General features: G+C 62.7%; 21 protein-coding genes. 4 read left to right on the top strand and 17 right to left on the bottom strand.

The window, feature by feature from the left end; all coding sequences use genetic code 11:
- Positions 1 to 35 precede the first annotated feature (35 nt).
- The 3 genes from ACFRFQ_RS01985 to ACFRFQ_RS01975 are packed head-to-tail and all read right to left on the bottom strand — an operon-like array spanning position 36 to position 3,293.
- Positions 36 to 860 carry a mycofactocin-coupled SDR family oxidoreductase gene (locus ACFRFQ_RS01985; protein ID WP_378652456.1) on the bottom strand — a complete coding sequence of 275 codons (825 nt, stop codon included), beginning with the start codon at positions 858 to 860 and terminating at the stop codon, positions 36 to 38.
- A 4-nt stretch (positions 861 to 864) separates the two neighbouring features.
- Positions 865 to 1,656: a mycofactocin-coupled SDR family oxidoreductase gene (locus tag ACFRFQ_RS01980; protein WP_378652454.1), complete on the bottom strand. Its 792-nt coding sequence runs from the start codon at positions 1,654 to 1,656 to the stop codon at positions 865 to 867.
- A complete protein-coding gene (locus ACFRFQ_RS01975) occupies positions 1,653 to 3,293 on the bottom strand; it encodes a flavin-containing monooxygenase (protein ID WP_378652452.1) in 1,641 nt (546 codons plus the stop codon). Before ACFRFQ_RS01975 ends, ACFRFQ_RS01980 begins: the two co-directional genes overlap by 4 nt.
- Positions 3,294 to 3,554: 261 nt before the next feature.
- Here ACFRFQ_RS01975 and ACFRFQ_RS01970 point away from each other — a divergent pair, with 261 nt between their 5' ends.
- A complete protein-coding gene (locus tag ACFRFQ_RS01970) occupies positions 3,555 to 4,667 on the top strand; it encodes a serine hydrolase domain-containing protein (RefSeq protein WP_378652448.1) in 1,113 nt (370 codons plus the stop codon).
- Positions 4,668 to 4,744: 77 nt separating this feature from the next.
- On the opposite strand, the gene ACFRFQ_RS01965 is transcribed toward ACFRFQ_RS01970, so the two are convergent.
- The 9 genes from ACFRFQ_RS01965 to dnaK all read right to left on the bottom strand — a co-directional run bounded on the left by ACFRFQ_RS01965 (position 4,745) and on the right by dnaK (position 15,122).
- Positions 4,745 to 5,920: an NADH:flavin oxidoreductase gene (locus ACFRFQ_RS01965; RefSeq protein WP_378652446.1), complete on the bottom strand. Its 1,176-nt coding sequence runs from the start codon at positions 5,918 to 5,920 to the stop codon at positions 4,745 to 4,747.
- Positions 5,921 to 6,054: 134 nt separating this feature from the next.
- Positions 6,055 to 6,774 (bottom strand): ABC transporter ATP-binding protein, encoded by a 720-nt coding sequence (locus ACFRFQ_RS01960; protein ID WP_138870008.1) that lies wholly within the window; start codon positions 6,772 to 6,774, stop codon positions 6,055 to 6,057.
- On the bottom strand, positions 6,774 to 8,624 hold the full coding sequence (locus ACFRFQ_RS01955) for an ATP-binding cassette domain-containing protein (RefSeq protein ID WP_378652444.1): 1,851 nt from the start codon (positions 8,622 to 8,624) through the stop codon (positions 6,774 to 6,776). The genes ACFRFQ_RS01960 and ACFRFQ_RS01955 overlap by 1 nt, the downstream gene beginning before the upstream one ends.
- Before the next feature lies 1 nt (position 8,625).
- Positions 8,626 to 9,483, bottom strand: coding sequence for a branched-chain amino acid ABC transporter permease (locus ACFRFQ_RS01950; protein WP_138870010.1), 858 nt, complete (start codon positions 9,481 to 9,483; stop codon positions 8,626 to 8,628).
- Complete coding sequence (locus ACFRFQ_RS01945) at positions 9,480 to 10,697, bottom strand: ABC transporter substrate-binding protein (protein WP_378652440.1); 1,218 nt, start codon at positions 10,695 to 10,697, stop codon at positions 9,480 to 9,482. Before ACFRFQ_RS01945 ends, ACFRFQ_RS01950 begins: the two co-directional genes overlap by 4 nt.
- Positions 10,698 to 11,058: 361 nt before the next feature.
- Positions 11,059 to 11,466: a heat shock protein transcriptional repressor HspR gene (locus tag ACFRFQ_RS01940; RefSeq protein ID WP_138870012.1), complete on the bottom strand. Its 408-nt coding sequence runs from the start codon at positions 11,464 to 11,466 to the stop codon at positions 11,059 to 11,061.
- A complete protein-coding gene (gene dnaJ, locus ACFRFQ_RS01935) occupies positions 11,466 to 12,644 on the bottom strand; it encodes a molecular chaperone DnaJ (RefSeq protein WP_378652437.1) in 1,179 nt (392 codons plus the stop codon). Before dnaJ ends, ACFRFQ_RS01940 begins: the two co-directional genes overlap by 1 nt.
- A gap of 22 nt (positions 12,645 to 12,666) precedes the next feature.
- The gene (gene grpE / locus ACFRFQ_RS01930; RefSeq protein WP_378652434.1) at positions 12,667 to 13,272 is read right to left on the bottom strand and encodes a nucleotide exchange factor GrpE; all 606 of its coding nucleotides are present in this window, start codon (positions 13,270 to 13,272) and stop codon (positions 12,667 to 12,669) included.
- Positions 13,269 to 15,122 (bottom strand): molecular chaperone DnaK, encoded by a 1,854-nt coding sequence (gene dnaK / locus ACFRFQ_RS01925; protein ID WP_033235710.1) that lies wholly within the window; start codon positions 15,120 to 15,122, stop codon positions 13,269 to 13,271. Before dnaK ends, grpE begins: the two co-directional genes overlap by 4 nt.
- A gap of 251 nt (positions 15,123 to 15,373) precedes the next feature.
- Here dnaK and ACFRFQ_RS01920 point away from each other — a divergent pair, with 251 nt between their 5' ends.
- Together ACFRFQ_RS01920 and ACFRFQ_RS01915 are read left to right on the top strand one after the other, a co-directional pair.
- Positions 15,374 to 15,892, top strand: coding sequence for a hypothetical protein (locus ACFRFQ_RS01920; protein WP_378652431.1), 519 nt, complete (start codon positions 15,374 to 15,376; stop codon positions 15,890 to 15,892).
- Positions 15,889 to 16,899, top strand: coding sequence for a TIGR03617 family F420-dependent LLM class oxidoreductase (locus ACFRFQ_RS01915; protein WP_378652428.1), 1,011 nt, complete (start codon positions 15,889 to 15,891; stop codon positions 16,897 to 16,899). The genes ACFRFQ_RS01920 and ACFRFQ_RS01915 overlap by 4 nt, the downstream gene beginning before the upstream one ends.
- Here ACFRFQ_RS01915 and ACFRFQ_RS01910 read toward each other — a convergent pair whose 3' ends face one another.
- From ACFRFQ_RS01910 to ACFRFQ_RS01890, 5 genes are all read right to left on the bottom strand, one after another.
- Entirely contained in the window at positions 16,900 to 17,559 is a 660-nt protein-coding gene (locus ACFRFQ_RS01910; protein WP_378652426.1) for an FMN-dependent NADH-azoreductase, read from the bottom strand.
- 23 nt (positions 17,560 to 17,582) lie between these two features.
- A complete protein-coding gene (locus ACFRFQ_RS01905) occupies positions 17,583 to 19,166 on the bottom strand; it encodes an MFS transporter (protein WP_378652423.1) in 1,584 nt (527 codons plus the stop codon).
- A gap of 104 nt (positions 19,167 to 19,270) precedes the next feature.
- Entirely contained in the window at positions 19,271 to 20,743 is a 1,473-nt protein-coding gene (locus ACFRFQ_RS01900) for a dynamin family protein (RefSeq protein ID WP_378652421.1), read from the bottom strand.
- Positions 20,740 to 22,614 (bottom strand): dynamin family protein, encoded by a 1,875-nt coding sequence (locus ACFRFQ_RS01895; RefSeq protein WP_378652418.1) that lies wholly within the window; start codon positions 22,612 to 22,614, stop codon positions 20,740 to 20,742. The genes ACFRFQ_RS01900 and ACFRFQ_RS01895 overlap by 4 nt, the downstream gene beginning before the upstream one ends.
- A gap of 106 nt (positions 22,615 to 22,720) precedes the next feature.
- Positions 22,721 to 24,937, bottom strand: coding sequence for an IniB N-terminal domain-containing protein (locus ACFRFQ_RS01890; RefSeq protein ID WP_378652416.1), 2,217 nt, complete (start codon positions 24,935 to 24,937; stop codon positions 22,721 to 22,723).
- 307 nt (positions 24,938 to 25,244) lie between these two features.
- On the opposite strand from ACFRFQ_RS01890, the gene ACFRFQ_RS01885 reads away from it, so the two are divergent.
- Positions 25,245 to 26,867: an Hsp70 family protein gene (locus ACFRFQ_RS01885; RefSeq protein WP_378652413.1), complete on the top strand. Its 1,623-nt coding sequence runs from the start codon at positions 25,245 to 25,247 to the stop codon at positions 26,865 to 26,867.
- Position 26,868: the final 1 nt, after the last annotated feature.

The raw sequence follows: 26,868 nt of genomic DNA, 5'->3' as shown, positions 1-26,868 counted from the left end.
GGTTGGGTGGAACCGACGCTACACACCTCAAACTCTCAGCGAGACGAGCTACCCGCGTCCACGGGCAAGGCGACGGACGTGATGTAGCGAGCCTCGTCGGAGGAGAGGAAGAGGGCGGCGTTTGCTACGTCCACCGGCTCGATCCACGGTATCGCCAGCATGTTCATCGTCATCGCGGCTTCGGCGAACTCCTCGCGAGTCGGATTCTCCAGATCGGGGCGAAACTTGCTGCTCACCGCGGGGTTCTGAATCATCGGTGTGTCGACGTTGGTGGGGTGCACCGTGTTGACCCGCACGTTGTACGGCGCCAATTCCTTTGCCAGTGACCGCATCAAACCCACAACACCGTGTTTGGCTGCCGTGTAGTGCGCAACTCCGACGAGCCCTCTGAGGCCGGCAATGGAACTGGTGAGCGTCATCGATCCCCCACCCCGCTCGATCAGATGCGGCGCTGCGACGGAAGTGGTGTGCCACACGCCGGTCAGGTTCACGTCCAGCATCGTCTGCCACCTGTCTTCCGACATTGTCAGAGCCCCGTCCGAGGACGTGATACCCGCTGTTGCGCACACGATGTCAAGCCCACCGAGTGAACCTACCGCCGAATCGACGGCACTACGCAGCGCCTCGAGATCACGAACATCCACCACCACCGACTCGATCCGCCGTCCCAGAGCCCGAACCTGCGCGACGGTATCCGCGAGATCGGCGTCCGTCGACGGCGGCGTGAGCGTGGTGTCCACCGAACTGCACACGTCGATCGCGATGATGTCTGCGCCCTCTTCGGCAAAACGCACAGCTTGGGCGCGTCCGATTCCCCGTGCCGCACCGGTGACCAGTGCGATCTTTCCCTCTAGTCTCATCGGTTCACACCTTCTGGGTCAGGCCGGCGTCGACCACCAACTGACAGCCGGTCATGTAGCGGGACTCCGCAGACGCAAGAAACAGAACGGCGTTGCTCACGTCCACCGGATCTACCCACGGCACGGGCAACAAGTTTCGGGCACTCAGAACGGCTGCGGCGTCGGATTCAGTGGGATTCTCGATGTCGGGGCACAGGTTCGCAAAAACCCGTTCGTTGATGATCATCGGTGTCCGTACCGAACCCGGGTGCACCGAGTTGACGCGAATACTCTGCGCTCCCAACTCATTGGCCAGTGTTCGTGCCAGACCGACGACGGCATGCTTGGCGGAGCTGTAATGACTCGCTCCGGCAATGCCTTTGATTCCTGCCGTCGAACTGACGAGAACAACGGACCCGCCGTCCCCGAAGTGCGGAACACACGCTTTCACGGTGTGCCAGGTCCCGGTCAGATTGACGTCGAGACTGCGATTCCACACGGACGGATCGATGGTCCACGAAGGTCCAGGTGTGTCGTAGACGCCCGCGTTGGCAACAACGACGTCCAACCCGCCGAGTTCGGCGACGCAATCCGCCACCACCCTGTCGAGTTCCTCGTAGTTGCAGATGTCAGCAGTGCCTGTGACCGCCGCACCGCCGAGATCGCGCACGGCCGAGGCAGTTTCGTCGAGCCCAGCTGCCGCCACATCCAACGCGATTACCGACGCACCCTCTTCTGCCAGCCGAATGCAGTGTGCGCGACCCATGCCGCCGGCCGCACCGGTCACGAGCACGCGAATGCCCTCCAGTCGCCTCATGCGTGGACCGCACTGTTCAGTTGGAAACCTCGGTATCCCTGCGCCGCAACGTCGGAGCAGATGTCGCTGTAGACACCGAACCCGCCGATGAACGGCATGAATATCCGCGGCTTACCGGGAATGTTTGCGCCCATGTACCAGGAGTTCGCCGAAGTGAACAGCGTGGCCGATGCTCGGCGTGAGCACTCGTCGATCCACCCGTCGACCGCCTCGACGCTCGGCTCGATGGTGATGAGATCATTCGCGTCGAGATGAGCAATCGCGTCCGCAATCCAGTCGACGTGCTGTTCTGCCGCGAGGATCATGTTGGTCAGGACGCTCGGGCTGCCCGGTCCGGTCACGACAAACAGGTTCGGGAATCCGTTGATCCCCAGTCCCAGATAAGTTCTCGGCCCGGCTTGCCAGTTCTCCCGCAAGGTCTCCCCGCCGCGCCCACGGATGTCGATCCGATCGAGCGCACCGGTCATCGCGTCGAAGCCGGTGGCAAACACGAGCGCATCCAGGTCGTAGTGAGATTCGGTAGTCCTGATTCCGGTGGCATCGATCGACTCGATCGGAGCCTTCTTCAGATCGACCAAGCTGACGTTGTCCCGGTTGTACGTCTGATAGTAGTTCGTGTCCGTCACAATGCGTTTGGTACCGATGGGATGATCGTTCGGGATCAGGACGTCCGCAATCGACTGGTCCTGCACCACCGAACGGATCTTGGTCTCGGCGAACGTGCGAGCCGTGTCGTTGGCTTCGAGGTTGCTGGTCTGATCGGCAAATGTCTTGCCGAACAGCACGCCGCCGAGACGCCATCGCTCCTCGTAGGCTGCAGTCCGCTCGTCTTCGGCGACCTCCAGCGCGCTTCGTGGGTCCGCGACAAACGGTGAACCGCCGCCGCTGCGCTTGCTGAGCGCACGGCGTTCGGCATAGTTTGCCTTGATTTCGGCACGGCGCGTGTCATCGAGAGGTGTGTTTCCTGCCGGGACACTGTAATTCGCTGATCGTTGGAAGACGTACAGGTGCTCGGCCTGCTCGGCGATCAACGGCACGGACTGAATTCCCGACGATCCGGTACCGATGACACCAACACGTTTTCCCGTGAAGTCGACGCCTCCGTGCGGCCAGAATCCGGTGTGAAAAACGTCTCCCGCGAAGGAGTCTCGGCCTTCGATGTTCGGCATGTTCGCCGTCGAGAGGCTGCCGGTGGCGCACACCACGAAGCGGGACGTCACGTCGTGCCCATCGCTTGTCTGCACTCGCCAGAGCGCTGTTCCCTCGTCGAAATGCACGCTGCTCACCCGGGTGTCGAAGGTGAAACCACTGCGCAGATCGAACCGATCGGCTACGTGGTCCAGGTAGGCGAGGATCTCGGGCTGCGCAGCATACTTTTCACTCCAGTCCCAATCCTGTTGCAGTTCTTCGGAAAAGGAGAAGGAGTAATCGAAGCTCTCGACGTCACACCGAGCCCCCGGATAACGGTTGAAGTACCACGTACCACCCACTCCGGAGCCGGCTTCGAAGCCATGGACGCGCAATCCCTGCTTGCGGAGTCGATACATGGCGTACAAGCCTGCGACGCCGGCGCCGATGACTACGGCGTCGAGTGGTGCGGCGTCGAGTGGTGCGGTGGAGATATCAGGATCGGTCATGATGGAAACGCTACGAGTCGAACCAGGGCGCCGGGAACAGACTCTCCCGGTGGATGGACAGTCGTGATCGCGCCCGTCTGTCTGTTTCAATCACGTTGAGAGTTGATGACCCTGCAATTACACCTGGGGAAACGGACAAACCGGCCTCCTACCATTCGGGTGCCCCATCAGCCCCGTATTCTGAAGAAGGTCTTAGTGAAGTCCGTTCCACGCAAGGTTTTGATACCTGCACTTTCCGCAGCATTTTCTGTCGCAGTCGTAATGTCAACCGCAGCCGGTGCCGGGGCCGCGCCAATCAACTTCCCCACCACCGGATCTGCCTTTCTCGATACCGGCTCCCTGAGTGGAAGCACGGATCCCGCGCTAGCAGAGCGAATCAACACGGCATTTGCCGCGCACGGCATTCCCGGAGCGCAGGTCGTCTACACGGATGCCAAGGGACGCCAGGAGTTCAACTACGGTGTCGCGAGCAACGAGACCGGTAACGCCGTCACGTCGGATACCGTCTTCGAGGCCGCCTCGCTGACCAAGGTGGTGGCGTCGTACGTCGTCCTCCAACTGGTGGACGAGGGCGTCATCGACCTCGATCGGCCGCTGTCCGAGTATTTCGAGTACCCACGCATCGCAGCCGATCCCGCAGCCCACAAGATCACCGCCAGAATGGCGCTGACGCACACCACCGGCCTGCCCAACTGGGCTACCGGCCCCTCGAGTGCCGAATTCGAGACCACCCCGGTCAGTACTACTTTCGAACCAGGAACCCAGTGGTCATACTCGGGCGAAGGTTTCTACTACCTACAGAAGACCGTCGAGTCGCTCACCGGAAAACCGTTTGCGGAACTTGCCTCGGAACGCGTCTTCCAGCGCTTCGGAATGACAAGTAGTGATTTGCTGACCAGACCGGCTTTCGACGCCGTCACCGCCGTCGGCCATGCCGCCGACGGCACCGCAAAGGCCGTTCGCAATTTTCCCCGGGCAAACGTCGCGTACACCCTGCGGACGACGGCCGGCGACTACTCGAAGTTCCTGCGCGGCGCGCTTCTCGCGGGCGAAGGACTCGAGCCTGCTACTCGGGACATGATGTTCACCGCGGCCGGCAGCGCTGACCACGGCGGCAGCAACAAAGACGCGATCGCCCACATCAAGTGGGGACTCGGCATCGGTCTGCAGGAAAACGAACTCGGGAAGGCCATCTGGCACTGGGGCGACAACGGCGCGTTCAAAGCCTTCTTCATCGCCTACCCCGAGACGGGTCGCAGTGTTGTGATCATGACAAACAGCGAAAGTGGACTCGAAGCGGTCAACGACGTCGTTCACGAGTTCTTCGGTCCCATGACGATGTACGCCACGGACTGGATCAAGGAAGCCGAGTAACCGGCCGGCCAACCAAACCCTCCGTACCAACGCTCAAAACTGCGGCCCGGCATCACCAAGATGTCGGGCCGCAGCCTTTATGCGCGTTCGACCAACACGCAGCGCGCTCCGCTGAAGATAGTCGGCATGCATTTGTTGCAGTGGATGCACAGCGACCGGGTATCGGATTCTGCCGCAATCCGATTCACCAGGTCCGGTTCGCGGAGCAAGGCGCGGGCCATCGCGACAAACTCGAAGCCCTCCGCCATCGCGGTATCCATACCGGCCTTGTCCGTGACGCCGCCGAGTAGCACCAACGGCAACTTCACCGCGGCACGGATCTGCCGAGCCTCCTCCAGCATGAACAGCGGCTTGTACGGATACGCGTGCAACATGCTCTTTCCCACCAACTGCACGCCAAGTCGAACCGGTTGCGGCATCGCAGCGGCGAACTCACGGATCGGCGCATCACCTTTGAACAGGTACATCGGATTGAGCAGCGAACTACCCATCGTCAATTCCAACGCGTCGACGCTGCCGGACGCCTCGAGCCACTGCGCCACCTGAATTGCCTCGTCCACCCAGAATCCGCCTGGCACACCGTCGTCCATGTTCAACTTCGCCAGGATCGCGATCTTCCCGCCGACGGCGTCACGAACGCTGCGCGCCGTCTCGAGGACAACGCGAGCCCTGTTCTCCAGCGATCCACCATAGGAGTCCTTGCGACGGTTCAGTTTCGGGCTCAGAAACGAGCTCGCGAAGTAGTTGTGGCCGAAGTGGATCTCGACGGCGTCGAACCCGGCTTCGACGGCGAGCTGTGCGGCGCTGCCATGTGCCGCAGCAATTCTGGTGATGTCCGCGGTGGTGGCGGTGCGAATCATCTTCATGCTCAGTGGGTTGAAGGAACTCGATGGTGCCAGAGCGGGCAGCCCGGTCGACTTCTGGTTCGCCACCGGGCCGGCGTGCCCGAGTTGGGCGGACGCTGCCGCACCTTCGGCATGAATGGCATCGGTGAGACGACGCAGTCCGGGCAGTGCATCCGGCCGCATCCACAGCTGCCCGTATTCGGTACGCCCCTCCGGTGCGACGGCGCAGTACGCAACGGTCGACATCCCGACTCCGCCCGCTGCGGGGCGCCGATGAAATTCGACGAGTTCGTCGGTGACCAATGCGTCGGGGGTCTTGCCTTCGAATGTCGCGGACTTGATGATCCGGTTTCGCAGAGTCACCGGGCCGAGCTTGGCGGGAGCGAGCACGTCGGGAGCAGTCGTCATCAAGTTACCTCTCGCAGAAGTTGTTCGACGACGGTAGATCCGTGGTTGATCGTTGGCCACAGCTTGTGCCACGGAGCGGGAGACAACTTCAGCCCGGCCGAGGTGGCCGGGCTGAAGTCTGGTGTCACCGCAGTTCAGACGCGTCCGAAGTACGCGTCCTTGAGCACTGCCAGGTCGTCGATGTCCTTGGCGTCGGCGTCGAGAACCACCTTGCCGATGTCGAGGACCGTCACATGATCGGCGACGCTCATCGCCGCTTCAACGGCCTGCTCCACCAGCAGGACCGCGAGCCCGGTTTCCTTGAGCAGCTGGACGCGGTCCATCACCTCGCCGACAATCACGGGAGCGAGACCACCGGACGGCTCGTCGAGCAGCAGCAACCGAGGCTGGGCCATCAGCGCCGCACCGATCGCGAGCATCTGCTGCTGACCACCGGACATGGAACCAGCCGGCAGCGAGCGCTTTTCCCCCAGGATCGGGAACATCTCGTACATGGACTCGACGGACTCCATGAGTTCGCTGCGCTTCACCTTGCGGGTGTAGCCACCGAGCAGGAGGTTCTGTTCGACAGTCTGCTTGTGGAAGACCCGCTTGCCTTCCTGCACATAGGCCATCCCCTGCCGCACCCGCTTGTGTGCGGGCACTCCGGTGATGTCGGCGCCGTCCATCTCGACGGTCCCCGACGCCACTTTGTTGAGTCCGGACAGAGCGCGAAGCGTGCTCGTCTTGCCGGCTCCGTTGCGTCCGAGCAGGGCGGTCACCTGACCGGGATAGACGTCGAACGACACATCCCAGACGACCCGCAGATCGCCGTACCCGGTTTGCAGATTCCGGACCTTGAGAATCGGTTCCATCACTTCACCTCGCTGGTTCGATGGTCTACCGCGCCGATTTCTTCGAGAAGCGCTTCTTCGTCACCGGACTTCACTCCGAGGTACTCACTGAGCACTCGGGGGTGATGTTCGATCGTCGCGGCATCACCGGTAGCGATCACCTGTCCTTGCGCCAGCACGACAATCTCGTCGGCCAGTGAGAGCACGAGTCGGAAGTTGTGCTCCACCAACACCACGGTGGCACCGGCATCGCGCAGTACCCGGATCAGATCTGCCAGGCGCTCGAGTTCGTCCTCGTCGAGTCCGGATGCTACCTCGTCGAAGAGGACCACTCTCGGCTCGGCGATGACGGCGCGGGCAACTTCGAGCATACGACGCATACCCAGGGGCAACGACGTCGCAATCTCGTTGCGCAGGTGCGACATACCGACCAACTCGAGAACACGCTCGGCTTCGGCGATGTCGGCCTTCGCGATCTTACGGAAGCTCGGCAACCGCAGCACCGCCGACGCCATGGACGCGCGGTGTACCGAATACCGTCCGGAGGCAACAGCTTCCAGAACGGTGATGTTCTCCGGAATCGTCGGAGTCTGGAACGTCCGCGCCACACCGACACGCGCCACCTTGTCCGGCGACGATTGCGAGACCACCGTGTCACCGATGGTGATCACACCGGCGTCCGCGGTGTAGAACCCGCAGATCATGTTGAGCATGGTTGTCTTGCCCGAACCGTTGGGCCCGATCAACGCGGTTACCTTGCCGGCCTCGGCAGTCAAGGTTGCCGCATTGAGTGCCTGGTTGCCGCCGAAGGCCTTGGACACTCCGTCGACCACCAACCGTGCACCCGCAATCGGCGGCAGTTCGACTGTGCCACTGCTGTTCTCTTTCGCAGTAACGACGCCGATTCCGGCCCGGCGATCGAGCTTCGACACCAACGATCGACCGACCTTCGTCAAGCCGCCCGAGAGCAGAACACCGCCGATGATCAGGAATCCGCCGTAGAAGATCAGCGAATACTCCTGGAACGCCGTCGACTGGTTGGGGCCGAGCTGCATGATCGCGGCACCGACAACGGCGCCGTACACACTTGCCGCACCGCCCAGAATCGACGCCGCCAGAACTGCTGTGGCAAACGTGAACCCGAAGGCTTCCGGCGAGATGAACAGATCGGTGTTGGCGAACAGCGCACCCGCCAGACCGGCCGGGAACGCGCCGATCGCATAGCCGAGCAGCTTCATCCGGAACACAGACACACCCTGCGAGGACGCCAGAACCGGCGACTGCTTGAGCGTGCGGAACGCGATGCCGTGGCGTGAGACCACCAGGTTGCGCATCACTGCGAACCAGAGGACGGTGACGACGACAACCACCATGTAGTACTGCTGTGTGTCGAGTTCGGACCCGAACAGCGTCGGGGGTTCCATACCGGTGAGGCCGTTACGCCCACCGGTCTTGCCGCCGAAGATCGCCAGAACGTCCGGCACGAGCAGGACCAGGAAGAACGACGTCATGGCCAGGGACCAATTGCCCAGGCGCAGACCGGGAACACCGGTCAGGACACCGACGGCAAGAGCCACTGCTCCGGACGCGGCAAGTTGCACCAGGATGTCGGTGTGACCGGCCTGCGACATCAGACCAGCGGTGTAGGCACCCGCCGCGTACATCGCGGCCTGGCCCAGGGCCAGTTCACCGGCAAAGCCGAGGCTCAGGTTGAGTCCACTGACCACCAGGGCCAGGATGCAGGCCAATTGAATCTGCCGCGACGTCGACAGGTCGAGCCCGAGGACGGGCAGCAGCAAGATCACCCCGGCGAGGATCAGTGGGATGATCCAGCTGGGAAGGGAACGGAAGGTCCGCCAAGCATTTACCACGTCACACCACCCGTTCTCGGACGTTGCCGAACAGTCCTGCCGGTTTGACCATCAAGATGATGATCAGCACGGTGAAGACGGCGATATTGCTGTACTGGCTGCCTGCCCACAGAGCGGTGAACGATTCCACCAGACCCACGGTCAGTCCGCCGATCAATGCACCGGGCAGAGAGCCGAATCCTCCGATCGCCAGGGCAACGAAACCCTTGAGCGCCAGTGCGGCACCCAAGGTCGCGACCGCAAACGTCTTGGGACCGACCAAGAGTCCGAGGACTCCGGCCAGGGCACCGGAGAACGCAAAGGCTCCCAGTGCCAACCGTCGTACGTTGACTCCGCGCAGCATTGCCGCTTCACGGTCTTCGGAGATACCGATCAGAGCCAGTCCTGTCATGGTCTTCTTCGAGACGTAGCTCAATCCGATGACCAGTGCGATCGCGGAAACCAGCAGAGCGATCTCGACCGGGTAGGTACGGCCGCCGAGCAGGGTGATGGGATCGTTCGACCCGAAGAACGGAACCGTGAGAGGCTCACTGCCCCAGATCAACTGCGTCGCACCGTTGAGCAGGGTTGCTACACCGAGTGTTGTCACCAATTGATTCTGATGATCGGCCACCGGCCTGATCGCGACTATCTCCTCCACCGCGGCCAACAGCATCACCGTCACGGTGGCCATGACAGCCACCACGAGAACGGGAAGTTTCAGAGTGACCAACCCGGTGTAGGCGACAAACGTGCCCACCATCATCAGCTGAGCTTGAGCGAAGTTGAACGTGTTGGAGGAAACAAAAACGATGTTGTATCCGATGGCAACCAGCACGTAGACCGCGCCGAGTGCCAACCCGGACCACAGAATTGTCATGAGGCGGCCGGGTTTCCGAACTGGCCGTTGAGAATCTTCGTGGGGCTGATGAACTGCAGCTCACTGGTGTTCGGGTTCGGGCCATGGCTGTCGGCACTGAAGTTGTAGCGTGACAGGAACGCCGTCTTGGCGTTCTTCTGAACCTCTTCCGTCTCGAGTGCTTCGGCGAGCTTCTTCGGATCGGTCGAGCTGCCGACCTTCTCGGCAGCAGCCGCAACCAGCGGGAAGGCGTCGTAGTTGTCGGCGAGGATCAGCGTCGACGGAATCGAACCCATCGATGCCATCGTGTTCACCATCGTGTTGACGAGTTCGTTGTTCGGATCGAACACCGTGCTGGTGAACACCTGCGTCACCAGGTTCTTGACCTGGGGAGTTCCCAGCACGCCGGTCGGCGGATCGTTGGCGATGAGGTTCGTGGCGGACACCGACGTGTTACCGATCAACGGCACCTCCCAGCCGAGACGCTCGAGACTCTGCAGGACGTAACCGAGCGGTGCGCCGTACGCGTCCAAGGCAATTGCCGTGGCGCCGGCGTTCTTGAGTGACTGTAACTGCGCCGTCATGTCCAGGGCCGTAGCGTCGTACTCTTCGTTGCCGGCAGCCGCTACACCGACCTTGCCGAGCGCCGTGGTCATCTCGTCGCCGAACAGTTCACCGTATGCAGTGCTGCCGTGGAGAACTCCGACACTGTTGTAGCCCTTGGTCTTCACGTACTCGGAAATTCCGCGGGCGGTATCCGTCGCGCCGGGCGCGAGGTCGAAGTTGAGCGGGAATTTTGTCGGATCCGTCGAGTCCGGTGCGGGAGAGAGACTCAGCGACAAAATGTTGTTCTGCTTGAGGATCGGAAGAACTGCGGCACCGATGGACGACGGACCCGAGTTGAGGTAAAGATCCGGCTTGTTGCCGGAGTTGATGGCCTCGCGCAGTTTGGTGACGGCAATGGTTGCGTCGCCTGCGTCCTCCACCGTCGTCAATTCGATCTGACGACCGCCGATACCACCGGCGGCGTTTTGAACCTGGACACCGGCCTTCGTGGCGAGTGACGCCGTCTGCGAGTTTGCAGCAAGAGCACCCTGGCCACTGAGACCGCCTGTCAGCAGCACTCGGTACGGCGCGTCGGCACCGCCTTCCGACTCGGTAGAACCACTGCAGCCCGACAAAGTCAGAGCTGCCGTCGCAGCTACTGCCGCCACGAGAATGGGCCGACGTTTCATGTCTGTACTCCTAGAACACATGTATGCCGAACATCAGGCGAATACCTGATGCGGAAGATAAGGCCAGGCCAATGGACACGCCCCGTTTCGGGCATCAGCCGACCAAGCACTCGCTCGATAATCTAGCAAGCGGTTGCTTGGGATGGAAGCATAGGATGTGATCTGGATAACGTCAAACGGGTTCGGCGCTCACGTGCCGAGGCGGACGGTATGCACATTCGAGCCGCCCGGACAGATCGATTCCCACTGGGCGGAACAATTCGAAAACGCCGTGAAAAAGGCAGCAAAACGGCCCGGTGGCCTTCCCGAATCCTCTGATTCGACAAGGCCACCGGGCCGTAAAGATTTTCAGCGCTGGGCGCTACCGTTGATTGCGCGGTTTCCAGACCACCAACGCGTTGTTACGTGGGATCGGCACCAGTTCCCGGCGGTAGCCGGCATGGATCTTGGCGATCTCGTCAGCCATTTCCCGAACTCGGTGCTGCAGAGCCTCGACCTGGTTTGTCAGCTCGATGATCCGCTTGATTCCGGCAAGGTTGACGCCCTCGTCCTGCGAAAGACGTTGCACCTCACGAAGAAGCGCAACATCTCTCGGGGAGTAACGGCGTCCGCCGCCGGTGGTGCGATGCGGAGTCACCAAACCGAGACGGTCGTAGTTGCGCAAGGTCTGCGCGTGCATGCCCGCCAGTTCGGCGGCCACCGAAATTACGAAGATCTGAGCATCCGGGTCAAGCGATGCGTCCCTCTGATTCTTCGGTTGCTCGGTCATCACACACCGGCCCACCCGGCCCGTGGATCGAATCCGCTCGCCTTCTCTGCTTCGAGATAGGTCTCGAGCGCTTCGATCGCGGCGTCGTCCAGCTTCTGCGGGACAGACACTTTCACGGTGACCAGTAGATCGCCGGCTCCTTCAGGACGCTTCGGGATGCCGCGTCCACGTACCCGCAGAACGCGTCCGTCCACAGTTCCTGGTGGAACCTTCACTCCGACACGGCCTTCCAACGTCGGCACCGAAAGCGTGGTACCGAGAACCAGTTCGCCGTAGCTCACCGGCACGGTAACCGTCAGATCATCGCCGTTACGTCCGAACACAGAGTCGGGACGCACCCGGATGTTGACGAACAGGTCGCCGGCGGGAGCGCCGCGGAGTCCCGCTTCACCCTTACCCTTGAGCCTGATCTTCTGACCGTCGCTGACACCGGACGGCACGCGCACCGTGATGGTGCGGGTGCGGTTGGTGACGCCACTACCGTGGCAGTCCTCGCACGGCGAGTCGATGATGGAACCGGTTCCCCGGCAATCGTCACACGGCTCGCTGAATCCGAAGGCGCCCTGGTTGCGGTTGATGACACCGGTTCCGTTGCAGTGGGGGCACACTCGCGGGCTGGTACCCGGCTTTGCGCCGCTGCCGTGGCATGTGGTGCACGACGCCGGGCTGGTGATCCGCAGCGGAACGGTGACACCGAGCGCCGCTTCGCGGAACCCGAGCGTGGTTTCGGTTTCGAGGTCCTTGCCCCGACGCGGACGGTTGGCCGTCGAGGTTCGCTGCCCGCCGCCGCCTCGGTTGAACAATCCACCGAAGATGTCGCCGAGACCCGAATCCTGGCCGCCGGCACCGCCGCCGAACAGGTCGTTGATGTCGAAGCCGCCGGCGCCGGGATTGAATCCGCCACCGCCGCCGCCTTGCGCGCGGGGACCGAATCCGCCACTGGCAAACAGCCTTCGGGCTTCGTCGTATTCCTTGCGCTTCTCCGGATCCGACAGGATCGTGTTGGCTTCACTGACAGCCTTGAAGCGCTCTTCGGCCTTCGGATCATTCGGGTTGGCATCGGGATGCAGATCCCGAGCCAGCTTGCGATACGCCTTTTTGATCTCGTCGGCCGAAGCTGAGGACGAGACGCCCAGCTCTTTGTAGAAGTCCTTCTCGATCCACTCCCGTTGACTCACTGGGCGTCTCCTCCTCTCGCTGTTACTTTGATTCTTCTTCTGCGCCTGCGCTGTCGTCGGCAGGCTGCTCGCCCACTCGATCGGCAACGCCTACCATCGCGTGTCGCAGGACGCGGTCACCGAACTTGTAGCCCTTACGCATGACCACACTCAGGACCGGGTCGGCTCCTTCACCTTCGTGCTGCACAGCTTCGTGCAGCTCGGGATCGAAAGCGTCTCCCACGGCGCCGAACTCGCTCAAACCGAGACCCGTGAGGGTGGTGTTGAGCTTGTCCGCGAGGGCTCGCAGCGGACCCTCTTCGAGGTCTCCGTGTGCGCGAGCGCGATCCAGATCGTCGAGGATCGGGACGAGCACTCCCACTACGGAGGCCTTCGCGTTGGCGATGTCGACCTGCTTGTCGCGGTCGACGCGGCGCTTGTAGTTCATGAACTGTGCCTGCAAGCTCTGCAGGTCTGCAGTGCGTTCTGCCAACTGATCGGCCAGCGTCGCTTCTTCCACGATGGCCTCGGCTTCCTGCACTACCCCTGTGTCTTCCGAGTCGAGCGGCGGCCGGCCTTCACCGGCCGCCTCTCCCTGTGCACCGGTCTCGGGGTCGACCGGGTTGTTCTCGGAGTTGTCCGAGGTCACTTCTTGTCCGAGTCGGAAGGCTCGTCGACAACCTCGGCGTCGACGACGTCGTCGTCATTGCCTGCGCCGTCGGTGTTTCCGGCTTCGCTGGCTGCGGAGGCCTCGTAGATTGCCTGGCCCAGAGCCTGTGACTCGGTGCCCAGCTTTTCCACGGCGGTCTTCACTGCCGAGATGTCGGTGCCGGCGAGGGCGTCGTTGACGTCCTTGATCGCAGCCTCGACCTTGGTCAGGATCTCCTCGGAGACCTTGCCCGCGTTCTCGCCGTCACGCTGTTCCTTGACGAACTTCTCCGTCTGGTGGACCAGCGACTCGGCCTGGTTGCGGACCTCTGCCTCTTCGCGGCGAGCCTTGTCTTCCTCAGCGTGAGCCTCGGCGTCCTTGACCATGCGCTCGATCTCTTCCTTGGACAGACCGGAGCCGTCCTGGATCTTGATCGTGTTTTCCTTGCCGGTGCCCTTGTCCTTCGCGGTCACGTGCACGATGCCGTTGGCATCGATGTCGAAGGTGACCTCGATCTGCGGGACGCCACGCGGTGCGGGCGGCAGATCCGTGAGTTCGAAGGAGCCGAGAAGCTTGTTGTGCGAAGCGATCTCGCGCTCACCCTGGAACACCTGGATCTGCACCGAAGGCTGGTTGTCGTCAGCCGTGGTGAAGGTTTCGCTGCGCTTGGTCGGGATGGTGGTGTTGCGTTCGATGAGCTTGGTCATCACGCCACCCTTGGTCTCGATACCGAGCGAGAGCGGTGTGACGTCGAGGAGCAGAACGTCCTTGACCTCACCCTTGAGGACACCGGCCTGCAGAGCAGCGCCGACGGCCACAACCTCGTCAGGGTTGACACCCTTGTTGGGCTCACGGCCACCGGTCATCTCGCGAACCAGATCGGAGACTGCCGGCATACGGGTGGAGCCACCGACGAGAACAACGTGGTCGATGTCCTTGACGGAGATGCCACTGTCCTTGATCACGGCCTGGAACGGCGCGCGGGTGCGATCGAGAAGATCAGAGGTGATCTTCTGGAACTCGCTACGCGTGAGCTGCTCGTCGAGGAACAAGGGGTTCTTGTCCGCGTCGACCGTGATGTACGGGAGGTTGATGGAGGTGCTCTGCGAGCTGGAGAGCTCGATCTTCGCCTTCTCCGCAGCCTCACGCAGACGCTGCAGGGCCATCTTGTCCTTGGTCAGATCGATGCCGTTCTGAGCCTTGAACTTGTCGACGAGCCAGGAGACGATGCGCTCGTCCCAGTCGTCGCCACCGAGGTGGTTGTCACCGGAGGTTGCGCGAACCTCGACGACGCCGTCGCCGATTTCCAGCAGGGAGACGTCGAAGGTACCGCCACCGAGGTCGAAGACCAGAATGGTCTGCTCGGTGTCACCCTTGTCCAGGCCGTATGCCAGTGCAGCCGCGGTGGGCTCGTTGACGATACGGAGAACGTTGAGGCCGGCGATCTGGCCGGCTTCCTTGGTGGCCTGACGCTGTGCGTCCTCGAAGTATGCGGGGACGGTGATCACGGCATCCGTGATTTCTTCGCCGAGGTAAGCCTCTGCGTCACGCTTGAGCTTCATGAGCGTGCGAGCGCTGATTTCCTGCGGCGTGTACTTCTTGCCGTCAATCTCGACATTCCAGTCGGTGCCGATGTGGCGCTTGACGGAGCGGAGGGTGCGATCGACGTTGGTGACCGCCTGGTTCTTCGCAGGCTGGCCGACGAGGACCTCGCCGTTCTTTGCGAATGCGACGACGGACGGCGTGGTGCGCGAGCCTTCGGAGTTGGCGACCACTACGGGCTCGCCGCCCTCCAGCACTGCTACTACCGAGTTGGTCGTACCGAGGTCGATACCGACTGCACGAGCCATAGTGTTCCTACCTTTCGTTCTGCGGTGCTCTGTCCGAGTGCTTGATCTCGGCCATGACCGCGCGTTTTTCGCTTGGTGAGCGTCCTCCGCTCAAGTTTGCCCTCAACCGAGGCCGAGAGTCAACTCGAAGTTGAGCCGGGGGCGCTCAAGCTTGTCGAAATGGTCAACTACAGCACCGGTAAATTTGTTCCCGGCCTCCGAGAAATTTCGGAAATGTGCTTCGGATCACGTGGACTGGCTACGATCGGCCCGTGACGGATCCCGACAATTCTCCCAGCGCCGGTACACGACCCAGTCCCGCGAGGCCCGCAGTATCGATCCGTCCACTGCACCGGCAATCGGAGCACCGGACGCCAAAAGTCTCGATGGCGGCCTGGGCAGGGTCCGTCGTTGTCCTCCTGGCACTCGCCGCGATCGTGGTCGTGAACCTGACCGAGATCCGAAGCGCGCTCGAGTCCTCGATCGCACGGGACAACCCCGATTACTCGGCAAGCGACATCTCCGACGCGGTTACCGTCGTCCTGATCGGCAGTGGCGCTGCCGCTGTCCTACTACTGCTGCTCACTCTCCTGACAGTGCAACTCCTATCCGCGCGGAAGTCTTCCGCGCGGATCGTGGGTGCGGTGGTGGGTGTGCTCGGGATCGCCGCCGGACTGGGATTCCGGTCCCTCGTCTGGGGCGCTGACGACGTGAGCGCCGTACTCGGCTGGGGACCCCTTCTGTACTGCGCCCTGACAGCGCTGGCTGCGATCACTGCTGTGCGCCGATGAAAGTTCACATCCAACTCGACTCAGCACCCGGCGACGGGGCCGCTCGCAGTAGCGAACTCGCCGAGACCGGCGCCGGTGGGCTCTTCACATTCGAAGGGCCGCACGACGTGTTCTTCCCGCTCGTGGAGGCCGCGTCGACGGTGGAGCTGGACCTCATGACCAATGTCGCCATCGCGCTCCCCCGCAGCCCGATGCACTTGGCGCATTCCGCGAACGACCTACAGCTACTCAGCCGCGGCCGGTTCCGCTTGGGCCTCGGTTCGCAGATCAAACCGCACATCGAGAAGAGGTACAGCGCAACGTGGTCGCGGCCGGCGGCGCGCATGCGGGAAACCGTCAGCGCGATCACCGCGATCTTCGACGCGTGGGAACACGGAACTCCGTTGAACTTCCGCGGCGAATTCTTCACACACACCCTGATGCCGCCGACCTTCAACCCCGGCCCCAACCCATTCGGGCGCCCGCCCATTCTGATGGGCGCACTCGGGCCGATCATGACGCGAACCGCAGCGGCCGTGGCCGACGGTCTGCTGGTCATGCCGTTCCATTCGGAGCGCCACTTCCTCGAGCGGACATTGCCGGCCGTCGACGCCGGATTACGCGAATCCGAGCGCACGCGAGGAGAATTCACCATCATTCCGCAGGTGATCGTGGGCGTCGGACGCGGCGGGGAGCAATTGGACGCAGCGGCCCGCGGAGTCCGAAGCTTGCTCTCCTTCTACGGCTCGACGCCCGCCTACAGGCCGGTACTCGACATCGAAGGTTGGGGCGACGTGCAGCCTCAACTCAATGCACTGTCGAAACGAGGCGGGTACGGCGAAATGGCTTCGCTTGTCACCGATCCCATGCTGACAACACTGGCCGTCGTCGGCACGCCGGAAGAATGTGGTACCGAAATCCGGCGAAGATTCGGCAATCATGCCACCGAAGTGTGTTGCTATTTCCCGGGTTACGACGCAGACCCCGCCGATGTGGCGTCGATGATCGCCGCTCTGGCCAATACCTGATCAAGCCCCCAGAGTACGGGCGAGCTCGATCAACGAATCACGGGCAGCGTCGAGGCTCGCCTTGCCCTGCTCGATCAGCGGTGCCATCGGTGGAATGCGCTGCGCCAAAGTAAGTTCGGCAGTGACAACGGTGACGTTCATGCCCATCGAAACACCCAATACCTGCACTAGCGGCGGCACGGTGTGGTCATCGCCTTCGTTCCCCGAGCCCGGCGCGTAGGTGTTTCCGCGACTGGACACGATCACCACCGGCTTACCTGCCATGGGCTGAGCAGAAGCTCCAAGAGGCGGCGTATCGAAAGGCACGGTCGTCCCCAAGACGTGCACGTAGTCGATCCATGCTTTCAACGTAGACGGGATCGACCAGTTGTACATCGGCGCGCCGATCACGACAACGTCCGCAGCCGTGAGTTGTTCGATGACAAGAGCCTGCAATGCTTCGGCCTCGGCAGTCGGCTGCTCTCCAGCGACGCGCAGCCGCGGCGCATAGTGCAGGGCCGCATCGGAAAGGTGTGGCAGCGGATTCCGGTGCAGGTCCAACCTGACTACCTCGTGCGCAGGGCTGATTTCCGCCCACTGCTGAGCGAACAACGCGGTGAGTTCACGGGACGTCGATGTGTGAAGCTCGGCGGACGAATCGATATGAAGTAGCTGTGGCATCCTTCATCAGTACCAGAGCGCGCTCAACTCTTCTCCTCCGTGAGATCGGATTCCGCGGCGTACTGCGCCAGAAGTACACGCTCACGGTCGCGATGCGGGTAGAAGAACGTCACCACTGCGCCGCCGACGCACACGATGATGATTGCCGCGATGTAGGCCTTTGTATCCCCATCCAGGAAGGCATTTTTGGCGGCGGTCATGATTTGGTCCGCGTATTGCGGATAGCGTTGTGCCAGAACTTCGGCGCTCGAGAACGATTTGGTGAGCGCGGCCTGAGTTTCCGGGGTCACCTCGGATGCGTTCGGCGACGACGAGATCGCATTCCCCAATGATTTTGCGTACCCGGCCGTGAGAATTCCACCGAGAATCGACTGCATGATGGCGCCGCCCAGGTCGCGTTGCAGATCCGACGTTCCCGACGCCATTCCCGCGCGGTGCACCGGGACCGATCCGGTGAGAGAACGCGACGCGGGTGTGCCGGCCAGGCCGACGCCGATGCCGACCAGCGCGTAGGCCAGCGCGACCTGCCAGTACTGGGTACTTTCGTTCCACATGGTCAGCGCGACAAACAATCCGAGAACCACAAACAGGTAGCCGGCGAGCAGAGTGACGCGGGCGCCGTACCTTTCGATCATCGTCGCCGAGCGTGGCGCAACGATCACCATCGCGACAGCTGCGGGAATGATGGCCGCACCGGCTGCCAGCGTCGAGTAATCGAGCACGTTCTGCAGGAACTGCTGGCCGATGAACATGGCGCCCATGAGCGAACCGAACACGACCAGCCCGCCAACGGCCGCGACCCAGAAGGTGGGGCGAGCGGCTACGTGAAGGTCGAACAGCGGATTGACCGCGCGTCGTTGTTGCAGGAAGAAACCGATGCCCGCGACCAGAGCGATGGCGCCCAGGACCAATGCCATAGTCCCGGAACCCTTGACCGGTGCGAAGTTGATGGACAGCACCAGCGCCCCGATGAAGACGACGGACACGATTCCGCCGAGATGATCAACCGGATCGGTGGTCTCGTTGACATGGGCGGGAACCAGAATCACGGCGCACACCAAGGCCAGAAGCGCCAACGGGAGCGTCACGAAAAAGACCGAGCCCCAATCGAACTTCTCGAGCAACGCCCCGGACACGATGGGGCCGAGAGCCGAAATTGCGCCCCCGATCGCGGACCACATCGCGATCGCCTTTGTCCTCGCCGGCCCAGCCCACAGTGCCGTGATGATCGCCAGAGTCGTCGGAAACGCCAGGCCCGCCGAGATACCACCGACGATGCGGGCCGCGAACAACACTTCGAAGCCGCCGGCAAACCCAGCGACCAGTGACGCCGGAATCGACAACGCCATACCTGTCACCAGGAGCATCTTGCGGCCGTACCGGTCTCCGACAGCACCGAGATACAGGACTGTGCCTGCCAATCCCAGTGAATATCCGACGGCTATCAGATTGAGTTGCGTCTGGCTCGCGTCGAACGCCTTACCGATGTCCGGCAGGGCAACATTGGCCACCGACAAATTGAGATTGGCCACCGCCGCAACCAGGATGAGCGTGCCGAGTACGTAGGTGGCACGATCCGGAGACTTCGACATGATGTCCTTCGACATAGGGCTGCTCCCAACGAGGCCGAATCCGAACCAGGCGTTTTGTCCGGATCATTCCGAACTCAACATAGATCCGTCAGCTCGGTCCCGCAGGACGAATGACATCCCTATTCGGCCACGATTTCCGCGAGGACACCTTCTGCACTACGCGCTGCGACCTGACACGCTCTGGACGTGAACTGATCGAACAGTGGGTGCGAGGACAATGTGCGCCACCGCTGAGCTGCGTCCGCAGCCTGGGCTCGCTGAGCATCCAGGCTCTCCCCTTCAGCCGTCCCCAAGCGGTCGTGCGTCCTGATTCCGTGGCCGCCGATCAATCTCTGCAACGCAGCGAGATCTGGCGACGACAGATCGGTGTTCACCGATCCGAGCCGCCCGAGCAGGCGTAGTTCACGAAAACCGTGTACATCGGCGAGGAGTCGCGCCGCTGCCGCTGCGATCGGTGCGGTGTTCTCGCGCGGGTGGCGTTCGATCAGACGGCTCAGTGTTACCAGCGCCGTGTGGGATTTGAGTTGGTCTGCGCGCTGTCCGAACTGAACATCGATCACGCAGCGCAACTCGTCCAATCCACTGCGCTGGAGCAATTCCGCTGCCAGCGTGGGAGAATCGCCGACGCCCAACTTGACGGACGTCACCGCCAGACGAATCCCGAACAGCCCGAATCGTTCCACCAACTGCGCCCGCATCGCCGCACCAACCGGCAGCGAACTGTCCTCCCGGACAAAACGATCCGCCGACAGCATCGCCGAGCTCAGATCGGCTGCAGGCACCTCGGCGAGCGCCGAGAACGCGGCAAACTCGCTCTGCCGCAAAGTACGGGCAGCCAGGGCCAACAGTCCGGCAACCGGAACCACCGACTGGCACAGGCCCGAACGGCCGAGTTCCTCGGCGAACCGTCCCGCCACATCTTCGGCCGACGCCATCGCGTCCAGTCGGCCGGCGCCCACTTCGTCGGCGCGCGAGAGCACACCGATCACGCCCAGCGGACCTGATTCACCACCGACATGTTCGGCAACCTTCGTCAAAAACTGCAGGTCAGTCGCATTCAATGCCCGCAGCAGATACACGACAGCGTCAGCGCCCGGAACCCCGTCGTCGGGAACGAGAGCTTTCCACGTGCGGGCCGAGACGTCTGTGGACAGCGACGACGTACCGGGCGTATCGATGATCGTCATGCGCGCCAGCGCCGACGACGGCCACTCCACGTCGATTCGATCGACGATCTCGGATGTGCGCTGTCCCAGATCGAACGTCAACCGGCCGCTGTTTCGTGCCACGGGAATGTTGAAATCCGTGCCGCTGGAGTCGGTCGCACTGACCTTCGGCGTCGTGCCGTTTCGATACCAGGTGACGACGCGCGTGCATTCGGTTGCATCTGTCGGCGCAATATCCTGCCCGACAAGAGAATTGAGAAGCGTAGACTTGCCGGCTTTGAGCGACCCCGCCAGCGCGACCCGGAGCGGTTCGTCCAACCGCGCGGCGCACTCGTCGAGTTGAGCGCACAGGTCCGGGTTGTCGGCGTAGAGTCCTCGTGCCTGCGCGATCAACACGCGCGCCGACTCCGTGGCAGCACCATTCATGCTCTGACCTCAGCTTTCCGCGTGCTGACCGCATGCACTCGCTCACCGACCAACGATCCGGCCAGCGTGTTCAATTCGTCTGCCGCCCGCAGATTCTCCTCGAGCTGAGCGATGCGGCCCGCCCGCTCACTCGATTCCAATTTTGCCGCCTCCTGCGTCGCCCGCAACGATTCGTTGATCGAGCGCAAAGCCTGCTCGGCGATGTCGGTGAAATGATCACGCAGGAGTCGCTGCACCAACCGGAGCCGGTCCTTCGATTCCTTGCCCACTTGGAAGCTCACGTCGTCCGCGTACCGCCTGATCGCCGATTTTGCATCGGTCCGACGCTTCAGCACCTGTGTCTGCTTGTCTTCGCGATAAGCCTTGGTGCCGAGCAGAACTCCGGCGCCGATCGAGATCGGATTCACCAGCGCCATACCCATCATCGTGGTGATCAGCCCGAACATCAGGACGCCACCGTACGAACCACGCATTCCCACAAGAACTTTCTGCGTGATGCCGATACGGCCCGATTCGAGATCCGACAGCGCGGCAACGGGTTCGAGGAAGGCATCGGTGTCGGCAAGGTCGATCTGCGGTAGTGCCACGTCACCGGTTTCGGCGAAGTGTTCGGCCACTACCTCCGCCAACCACTGCGCGCGATCATGCGCCCAGACGAAGTTGTCGCCGATGGCCGTTGCGATTTCTTGCTCCAGCCAGGTCCCGACAGCATCCCAGTCCTTGCCGGGGTCACACTCGTCGACGGTTTCCTCGGCCGCTCTGGTGACGCGGCGCAAACGGTCACGCAGGTCGTGATCGATATCTGCAGCGAGATCGGCGATTCCGTCACCGAGGCTTTGCTGCCAGCGAGAAGTCTTCTTGTGCAGTTCTTCTGCCACTTCCCTGGCCCGATGCAACCCGGCCACGGCTGCCTGCGCGGTCGACGGATCACGAAGCGCCGCAAGCTCACTGCCCATCTCCAGCGACAAGTGGGCGGCAATCGACCGCACGTCCATCACCACCGCTCGCCGCGTGTTTGCCTCGGCCCGGGCAACAACCTTGTCCCGCAAGAACTGATAGAGGTCGGGAAATCCGGATTCCGCATCGAGTTCTCGATCATCCAAGCGCAGCGCATGTGATCGCAAAACCGAAGATATCGGAATCAGCGGAAGCTCGAGGCCCGCGCGGCGCAGATGACCCTGATTTGCGTCGACGATCTGTCTCCAATGCGGGTACAGATCCGTCTTGCTGACCAGACCGGCGACAACGGGGCACAAGTTCAGGACCTGCCTGATGAACGCGACTTCGGGTTCCGTGAACTCCGCACTGGAATCCGAGAGCACCAGCACCGCATCGGCCGAGGTAATCAGGCCCAAAGTTCCAGCAGCATGCGGATTTCCGTGACCTCCGACGCCCGGCGTGTCGATGAAGACCAACCCGTCCGCCAACAGTGGGCTTGGCACGAAGACGTCGATGCGAAGAACCTCACGCCCATCGGCACGTGCTGTTGTCGGCGTAATTCCGAGCAGCTCGTCGAGCGGCAGCGGAACTCGCCGAGGTTCACTACCAGGTTCGGCGAGAACCAGCTCTGCGCCAGCGGTTTCCCCGTATTGAACTACCGTTGCGACGGCCGTTGTCTCGTCGTCTCCGACAGAGCACACGTCGCAACCGATCAACGAATTCACGAACTGGCTCTTGCCCTGATTGAGCGGACCGACAACAACGATACGAATCCGGGGATCGGTGACCCGCACCTGCGCACTCTCGACGCGTGCGACCAGATCGGAACGATCGAGATCCCGCGCAAGCACCGCCGTTCGATCGAGCAACGACGCGGCCGCCGACGCGACGCGCGCCTTGCGACTGCTGACCTGATCCGCTGCAGTTTCCATGTGCTCCGTCAACTCGCAGTTCTTCCGATTCGGCAATTCCGGCCCTGCACGCTTAGCGCGAACAGGGCCGGAATTGTTACATCAGTCCGTTTCCGTGCCCGTCGATTCAGGGGTGCAGGTTGTCCAGCACTGCCAGCGGATCGACATGTTCGACGACGTCTGCAACCGAGTCCGGAGCGAACAACGACTCCGAGGAATCAGCACCAAGCGAGCTGGTCGATCCGGTCCCGAATGCGTCACTGGCATCGATCGACGACCAGGGGTTAGTCGAGCCACCGTCGAACGCACCACCTGCGCCACCGTCGAACGAACCACCGATGGCTCCGTCCAGTGAGCCACCGATCTGTGTCGCCGCATCAGTCACCGCGTCGAGACCTGCCGCGGCGTCGAGACCGGCACCGGCGTCAAGCACACCGCCAACCGTCGAGTTCAGGCCGGCACTGAGCCCTCCGACGTCCAGCCCTTCGGCAGAGATGCCTCCGAGATCGAGTGCAGGCAGATCCGCGCTGACGGAACCGAGGTTCACAGCCCCCAGGTCGAGGCTGGGCAGGGTTGCGCCGATCGAACCGGTATCGAAGCCGCCGGCGTTCAGTGCTGCATCCAACGAAGCACCAAGCCCTGCGACGGCGTCGCCGCCGATTACCGAACCCGCGGATCCGTTCAACACGCCGCCGAGTGCGCCGCCGAGGTCTGCTCCCACCGATCCTCCGCCGCCCAGAGCGCCGGACAACACTGTGGAAAGCTCGGTTCCGAGATCTGTGCTTCCGCCGAGCACGGCGTCGAGGTCGAGTCCGCCGCCGAGAGCTAGAGCCGAATCCAGAGCACCAGCCAACGCTGCTTCCACTCCGGTGTCGAGGCTGCCGCCCACTCCCAGTGCGCTGGTGAGCGCCCCGCTGAGCACGGCGCCGAGATCAAGATCGCCGGCCAGCCCGGTCAGTGCGCTGACATCTGTCAGGGCTCCCAGAGTGCCGCCGAGCGATGCTCCGAGGTCGGTGCCGATCGATCCGCCTGCTGCCAGTGCGGTGGACAGCGCAGCGCTCAGGTCGCCGCCGAGGTCGATCCCGCCGCCCAGTGCCACTGCCGATTCCAGGGCGCCGGACAGGCTTGCACCCAATCCGCCGCCTAGCGCGAGGAGACCGTCGAGGCTTCCGCCGCCGTCGAGCACTCCGCCGAGTGCCAGGCCGAGATCCGTACCGATGTCTCCACCGACCGCGAATACCGGAGCCAATGCACCGGAAAGCCCCGTCGCCAAGTCCAGTCCGCCCGCTGCCGCAATTGCAGCGTCGAGGGCCGCACCCAACTCGGCTGTCAGAGATCCACCCACCCCGAGTGCCCCACTCAGAGCCGCGCTGAGCTGCGCTCCAAGGTCGAGAACTCCTCCCAGGTCAACAGCCGGGCCGAGCCCGAGACCAGCTTCGATGACGCCACCAAAAGCAGCTCCGAGCTGCGCGCTGATGTCACCGCCGAATCCGAGGGCCGCACCTAGGGCACCGGCAAAATCACCGCCGACGTCGATCCCGCCGCCCAGTGCCAAGGCAGATTCCAGGGCGCCGGACAAGCCGGCGCCCAACCCACCACCGAGAGCGAGGAGACCCTCGAGGCTCCCGGCACCGTCGAGCACTCCGCCGAGTGCCAGGCCGAGGTTCGCGCCGATGTCTCCACCAATCGCGAACACCGGAGCCAATGCACCGGAAAGCCCGGCCGCCAAGTCCAGTCCACCGGCTGCGGCAATCGCAGCGTTCAGGGCCGCACCCAACTCGGCCGTCAGAGATCCACCCACCCCAAGTGCCCCACTCAGAGCCGCACTGAGCTGCGCTCCGACGTCGAGAACTCCCCCGAGATCAACAGCCGAGCCGAGCCCGAGACCAGCTTCGATGACGCCGCCAAAAGCAGCTCCGAGCTGCGCGCTGATGTCACCGCCGATCGCGAGGGCGGCGCTCAGTGCGGCGGCAAAATCACCGGCAACATCTATCCCACCACCGAACTCACCACCGAGTGCTCCGCCGAGACCCAGTCCGGCTCCCGCTCCGAGACCGACGCTGCCTCCCAGTCCGAGGCCCGCGCCCAGTCCGCCGCCAAGGCTGCCGCCGATTGCTCCGGCTGCCTGCGTTCCGGCGTTGACAATCGCGGACAGGTCGGCGCCCGCTCCGGCAAAAAGTCCGGACTCGGCAACAAGTGGTGCAACGGCGACGATGTCGGCGGGACTCACTTCGCACAGGCCGGCTGCGTTGAGTGCTGCGACGGGATTTGCGCAGTACTGAGCGGCGGCCTCGTCGTCACGCAACAGACCGAGAATGAATTCGAGTACGGCATTGGTGGCCATGATGGGTTCTCCTGAAATCTTGGTGAGTATCGCGGTTCGAGCGGATGATGCTTCGCTTCATGCAAATCGACTGCCGTCAACGCTAAGTCGGCCGAGCGCGGAGCCCAACGGGGAACACCCCCACTCCTGCACCTGATCGCAGACGACTTCCCCCGGTATCCGCGTTAGGGGATTTTCCCCGGATAGGGGATCGCTCCCCTACTTCGCATCGAGAGTCTCCCGGGGAGTAACAAAACCGTTCTTGATCCCGACATTGCAGACAACTGCGACGGGCGTTCGACAATCCACTACCGAGGAGTTCACTTTCATGGAGGCAGGGCTCGGCATCGGTATCGGCTCGACAACTCTGGTGGCCGTCGTCGACAACCCCGACGACGCCGCCACAATCTCCCGACGGACCGTCCGGAGCGAATGCGTCGTTAAACTTGGCCCGAGCAGCGTCTTCACCGATTTCGTGGAGCGCGTAGGCGACCCGGTTCCCCTGTTCGCCGCTGACGGAACCCCACATCTCGGCGAGGACCTCACCGCTGAGGCGGTTACGACGCTGATGCGCGACGCTCTCGCTGATCAGGACCGACCAAGCCACGTTGTCATCGCCCATCCCGCCTGGTGGAGCCGCCATGCAGTGTCGGCTTTGGAAAAAGCTCTGTCTACCAGAATGATTCACGACGAGACACCGGTAGACGCAACACTGGTCGCGGAGCCGATCGCAGTGGCGGACTGGTTGCGCACGTCCGGTCACCCCGATTCGGATGGACTCACCGTTGTCTTCGATCTGGGTGCCCGATCACTCGACGTCACGGTGGTGGCGACTGCCGGCGGAAATGCCACGATCGTCGGGAAGTCCCTGCACTCCGATGACATCGGCGGAGACGAGTTCGACCATCTTGTCACCATGCATCTACTCGCCGAATTCGATCACTTTGCGCACATCGATACGTCCGCACCGGAAGCTCTCGACGCGTTGACAGCGCTTCGTGTCCACGCCCGCGAAGCCAAGGAAACACTGTCGTTCGATACCGAAACGGTTGTCCACGTTGATCTTCCCGGCGGATCCCACAACCTACGGCTTGTCCGCTCTGAACTCGAAGATCTACTCCGTCCTGCAATCACGCGATCGGTTGCCTTGGTACACGAGGCGATGCGATCAGCCGGTGTCGAGTCGAACGACGTCAGTCACGTTGTTCTCGCGGGCGGTAGTTCGTCCATCCCACTGGTCGCTGAACTGTTGTCGTCCGAACTCCGGGTACCGATGATCGCCGCACCGGATCCGCAATCCTGCGCAGCAGCCGGAGCCGCAACTCACGCAACCGAAATCGGGAGTACTGAGACTGCCGTCAAACAAACACTGCCGAAACCTGTTCCAACTCCAGCATTCTCGACGCCGATTGCTGTCGTTTCGGACCCCGAGGCCACATCGGCGGCACGACGCTCGTCCCGCGTAGGCATCGTCGCGGCTGTCGTCGGCGCGTGTGCGATCCTCGCGGCGGGTGGGCTCGGAATCGGTACCGCCGTGGACAAGATCAAGCCGGCTTCGAGTTCCGCCGACCCGAGTATCGAATCCTCCACTTCCGCAACAACTTCCAACGCAACAGCGCCATCGGGCACCGAAGCTGTCGCTGACGCCGTGCCGTCGACAAGCGGGACCGTCGCCATCACCGGGTCACTCGCCCCCGGCACCCGGTCCGTTGGCGTTGCAACGACAGCCGGAACGGTTGCACCCGCCGCACCAGCCGCTGCGGAACCGACTGCTGCGGCGCAACCGGGCAGCGATCCCACGAACTCACAGCAGACTGTCGACGCCGGTCCGCCATTTCAGATTCCACAGGTCCCGGCATTCGAAGTTCCGCAACTCCCCGTTGTCGTCGCGCCACAATTGCCTGACCAACTGACGTTGCCCACGGCCATCCCACGCTTTCCCGTCGGATAGT

The sequence above is a fragment of the Rhodococcus sp. NPDC056743 genome, assembly GCF_042790355.1.
Lineage (GTDB): Bacteria > Actinomycetota > Actinomycetes > Mycobacteriales > Mycobacteriaceae > Rhodococcus_F.
Note: the sequence above shows the minus strand (reverse complement) of the source record. Positions and strands in the feature narration are given on the sequence as shown.